Origin of the sequence: Gilliamella sp. Fer4-1, from assembly GCF_001690515.1 — a bacterium.
In the GTDB taxonomy this organism is placed as follows: Bacteria; Pseudomonadota; Gammaproteobacteria; order Enterobacterales; family Orbaceae; genus Gilliamella; species Gilliamella apicola_C.
In genome coordinates, this window is the sequence record NZ_LZGZ01000083.1 from 1 (window position 1) to 4,352 (window position 4,352).

Here is a 4,352-nt window from a genome sequence, read left to right on the forward strand (position 1 = left end):
CATGATTTACGCTTAAATGATGTGATATTAATTGGTCACTCTATGGGCGGCAAAGTTGCTTTGCAACTGTCACAAGTGATATCAGATACTATCCAAAAAATTGTTGCAATTGATATTGCGCCGATAAAGTATCACCGCTCAGCTAATGCTGCTATTTTAAGAGTATTAGTTTATTGTCTCAAAAATCATATTACCGATAAAAAACAGATCATGAATTTAATGGAACAAGCAAGTATTAACATGCCAACCATACTTTTTTTATTAAAATCTTTTAAAAATGAAAAATGGTCATTTAATATTCAAGCAATTAATGATCAGTATGGTCATATTTGTGATTGGCAAACAATACCACCTTGGTTAAAACCCACGCTATTTATTCGTGGTGGCAATTCTTCTTACATTATTGATGAATTTTACCCAGCCATTTTTTCGCAATTTCCAGATTCAAAAATTGAGTTGATTGAAGGTGCAGGTCACAATGTTCATGCTGAAAAAACACAGCAAGTACTGAAAATTTTACATAGCTGGTTAGGGAATTAAATGGCATGAAGCCTATAAATATTAAGGTGAATTACAAAAAAGGCGTTGCTGTTGGATGGTTTGCTTATTGGATGTTTTAATCGTTATAACAACCATGTTACATTGAGCATTATATATTTGAGTGTTGATGTGATATTGCCAACCAGAAGGGATTATTTGGCTGATAGTATAAGGATAGCTATCAAGTAGCTGAAAAGCAATTTTATTAGCACGTAAGTTGTTGGCAAAATAACGATGTTTGTTGAACAATGTTTGTTGATAATTGATAAAACCAAGCATGATCATTGAAAATAGTAATGTTGCTATCATTACTTCAATTAGACTAAAGCCAGTTATATTTTTATTATTCACAATAAATAGCCTTTTTTTCTGGGCAATAATCGAGCCAATGTCCTTTTTCCACAATCAATCGATTATTGTCAAAATGTGCAAGTGCATACAAAAAAAAGTCATCGGCCTCGCCTCTTATTAATACGTAATCATCTATTTTTAATAAAGATTGTTTTATGCATGCTTTTAAGTGATAAGTTGGTTCAGTCATACATTGCCAATTGGCTTTAGGTGGTTGCCAATTTTGGCTTATTGCCCAAGTTAAAGATGAACTGGAATGATTAAATTTTTGATAGTATTTAATTTCTATCAAGATTGTTTTTTGCCATGAGGTTATAAGTAAATTAAAACCAATTAATCCCCCCAATCCCACAGTCATTAACATCATCATCATTAAAATAGTGCTAAATCCAGATGATGGAGAATTTTTTCTAAAATAGGTTTTCATTTTTGATAATTTCAGTTACATAGTATTTAATCTGTTTGTTTTTTCTTAATTCAGCATTGATTGATAAACTAATAGCATTTGGTAATTGCCTTATTGCAAAGTGGGTTATTTTGATTTCATTTGAATCGAATAAGTTTTCCCATTTACTTCCAAAACAATCTAACGATCCTGTTCTATAGGCTATGTTGTTTTCTTTATAGCGATAAGTAAAGACATCTGACTTTGTTGGGTTGGCTCTGTTCCAAACCCAAGAATTTCGAATTTCGCTATCATATCGAAGGATAATACATTTTGCCCGTTCCTTAATTTCAATAGCTTTATCTGTCATTTTTTTTGGATCATTAGCAATAAAACCCGCTCTTTTTATATCTTTTTTCAAACCAGCTAACCCAAAATCGATGGCTTGTTGTAAGCGAATTTTTTGATAATATTGCATGATGTTTGTTTGCAATTTGATGTAAAAAGCAGTCATGCCAATAACTATTAAACTTGATAGTACCAAACCAATGAGCATTTCTAGCAAGGAATATCCAGATACTTTTAACATGGTGGTAAACTAGCTATATAACAGTTTTCCGCACAAAATCGAATGCGCCCAAGCAAAGAAACAAAAATTCTACTGGTACCTATTTTATTTTTTAATTGAAAAGACATGGTTTGTGCCATGTTGCGACGCCCTAGAATAAAAGCACTTTTATTGTTTGATAGCTCACTAATTTGAACAGAATTATTGGGCTTGACAAAATAAAGTATGCCTTCACTGCATGTAGGTGGTTTGTCAGCCTTGGTAATTGAGATACACCAAGGTGATGAAAATTGATGAATAATATAGTTTTCGTTTTTACTTGATGCTTTTATTTGTGCTTCGTATATAAAATAGGCCAATTGCTTAGTTGTAGATGCTAATTCATTTTGCAGTTGTTGTTCTTTCCAATGCTCAATACCGATAGAGGCTAAAATAGCACTGATACAAACAGTTATTAACAATTCTAATAATGAGAATCCCAAATCATGCATAGTATGTCTTTTGTAAATATTGTGAGAGTTCGAGCATATATTTGAATAAAATAACTAGTTATTTAAAGATCTGAATTTGTGATCCACTATCCAAATAAATTACGATTTTTAATAAAAAAGGTTGAATAAGGTTTTATCAAGAATACTAGCGATATTATTGGCTTTATTTATAGTGGAGTTTTAGTTTTTTACGCAAATGATAATTATAAAAAATGATAGAGAATGTGCTGAATTTAGTGATCTGCTTAAACCACTTAAAAAGCAAAGCGGATTATATTATACTGTTTATCCATTTATTATTTGCTAACGGACTTAAACGTTAAAGGAAACGAGAGATGCAACAATTACAAACTATTATTGAAGCAGCATTTGAACGTCGTGCTGAAGTAACACCATCTAATGTAGATGTAGTAACACGCGATGCAATTAACCAATGTATCCATTTATTAGATAGCGGTAAGATGCGTGTGGCCGAAAAGATTAATGGGGATTGGGTTACTCACCAATGGTTAAAAAAAGCAGTTTTGCTCTCTTTCCGAATCAATGAAAACCAACTGATTGATGGTGGTCCGACTAACTATTATGACAAAGTTCCATTAAAATTTGCTGAGTATGACGAAGCAAGATTCCAACAAGAAGGGTTCCGTGTTGTTCCGTCCGCAATTGCACGTAAAGGGGCATATGTTGCGCGTAATACTGTATTAATGCCTTCTTATGTTAATATCGGCGCATACGTTGATGAAGGTACAATGGTTGATACATGGGTAACTGTTGGCTCATGTGCGCAAATTGGTAAAAATGTTCATTTATCAGGTGGAGTCGGTATTGGTGGTGTTTTAGAGCCATTACAAGCTAATCCAACGATCATTGAAGACAATTGCTTTATTGGTGCTCGTAGTGAAATCGTGGAAGGTGTGATTGTCGAAGAAGGCAGTGTCATTTCAATGGGCGTATTTATTGGTCAAAGCACTAAAATTTACGATAGAGCAACCGGTGAAGTACATTATGGGCGAGTACCAGCAGGTTCTGTCGTTGTTTCTGGTAACTTACCAACCAAAGATGGCAAGTATAGCCTTTATTGTGCGGTTATTGTGAAAAAAGTAGATGCTAAAACTTTAGGTAAAGTGGGCATTAATGAGTTACTTCGTACTATTGATTAATTTGCGTTTACAAGTTTAAGTCGCCTAAATTATTAGGCGACAATGATTTTATTTACAATTAGTGGTTTAATTGAGAATCCTAACCATTAGAAGAGGAGAATTTATGCCTTCTTTTGATATTGTGTCAGAAATCCAAATGCCAGAAGTTAAAAATGGGGTTGAAAATGCGACCCGAGAGTTAACGACCCGTTGGGATTTTAAAAATGTTGAAGCATCGTTTGAATTAAATGAAAAAAATGAAACGATCAAAGTTACAAGCCAATCAGATTTCCAAGTACAACAATTACTTGATATTTTACGCGACAAATTAGCTAAGCGAGGTATTGATGGCGGATCGCTTGAAATCCCTGAAGAAATGGAGCATAGCGGCAAACTCTATAGCGTTACAGTTAAACTAAAACAGGGTATCGATAAAGAGTTAGCTAAAAAGATTGTAAAAGCAATTAAAGATAGCAAAATTAAAGTACAAGCTCAAGTTCAAGGCGAACAGATTCGCGTTACTGGTAAATCGCGTGATGATTTACAAGCTACTATGGCGTTAGTTAAAAATGGCGAATTTGGTCAACCGTTTCAGTTTACTAATTTTAGAGACTAACCTTTTATGGAATTCATATTGTCGGCAAATGTCGACAATATTGTCTTTTAAACATTACAATTTATTTTGTAAAAAAATTTCTAGGAAAAGCTATATTTGAGCATGGAATTATTAGGTAATCACAGAAACGGTTTCTTAAACACTAATGTAAGTAGCGTAAAGAACAAGATTTTTTTTTATGAATACGTTATGCTATCTACTTGTCTACCCTCTTAATTATAACAATATTTATTATGATGAAAAAATTAGCTCTATTTTTACT

The 4,352-nt window shown here is 33.0% G+C and carries 7 protein-coding genes; 3 read left to right on the forward strand and 4 right to left on the reverse strand.

All coding sequences use genetic code 11. The features are described 5' to 3' along the window. Positions 1-540: alpha/beta fold hydrolase (locus tag A9G30_RS03225; protein ID WP_065588043.1), on the forward strand; the 540-nt coding region annotated here is incomplete at its 5' end. Positions 541-561: 21 nt separating this feature from the next. Here the strand turns inward: A9G30_RS03225 and A9G30_RS03230 are convergent. Genes A9G30_RS03230 through A9G30_RS03245 form a run of 4 tightly spaced genes read right to left on the reverse strand, consistent with a single transcriptional unit; the run spans position 562 to position 2,335 of the window. Then, positions 562-891, reverse strand: coding sequence for a prepilin-type N-terminal cleavage/methylation domain-containing protein (locus A9G30_RS03230; RefSeq protein ID WP_065588044.1), 330 nt, complete (start codon positions 889-891; stop codon positions 562-564). Next, positions 884-1,318: a DUF2509 family protein gene (locus A9G30_RS03235; RefSeq protein ID WP_065588045.1), complete on the reverse strand. Its 435-nt coding sequence runs from the start codon at positions 1,316-1,318 to the stop codon at positions 884-886. The genes A9G30_RS03230 and A9G30_RS03235 overlap by 8 nt, the downstream gene beginning before the upstream one ends. Continuing rightward, on the reverse strand, positions 1,302-1,865 hold the full coding sequence (locus A9G30_RS03240) for a prepilin peptidase-dependent protein (RefSeq protein WP_065581934.1): 564 nt from the start codon (positions 1,863-1,865) through the stop codon (positions 1,302-1,304). Before A9G30_RS03240 ends, A9G30_RS03235 begins: the two co-directional genes overlap by 17 nt. Further along, entirely contained in the window at positions 1,859-2,335 is a 477-nt protein-coding gene (locus tag A9G30_RS03245; RefSeq protein ID WP_065581935.1) for a prepilin-type N-terminal cleavage/methylation domain-containing protein, read from the reverse strand. Before A9G30_RS03245 ends, A9G30_RS03240 begins: the two co-directional genes overlap by 7 nt. A 335-nt stretch (positions 2,336-2,670) precedes the next feature. On the opposite strand from A9G30_RS03245, the gene dapD reads away from it, so the two are divergent. Next, complete coding sequence (gene dapD / locus A9G30_RS03250; protein ID WP_065581936.1) at positions 2,671-3,495, forward strand: 2,3,4,5-tetrahydropyridine-2,6-dicarboxylate N-succinyltransferase; 825 nt, start codon at positions 2,671-2,673, stop codon at positions 3,493-3,495. A 103-nt stretch (positions 3,496-3,598) separates the two neighbouring features. After that, complete coding sequence (locus tag A9G30_RS03255; protein ID WP_065566730.1) at positions 3,599-4,090, forward strand: YajQ family cyclic di-GMP-binding protein; 492 nt, start codon at positions 3,599-3,601, stop codon at positions 4,088-4,090. Positions 4,091-4,352: the final 262 nt, after the last annotated feature.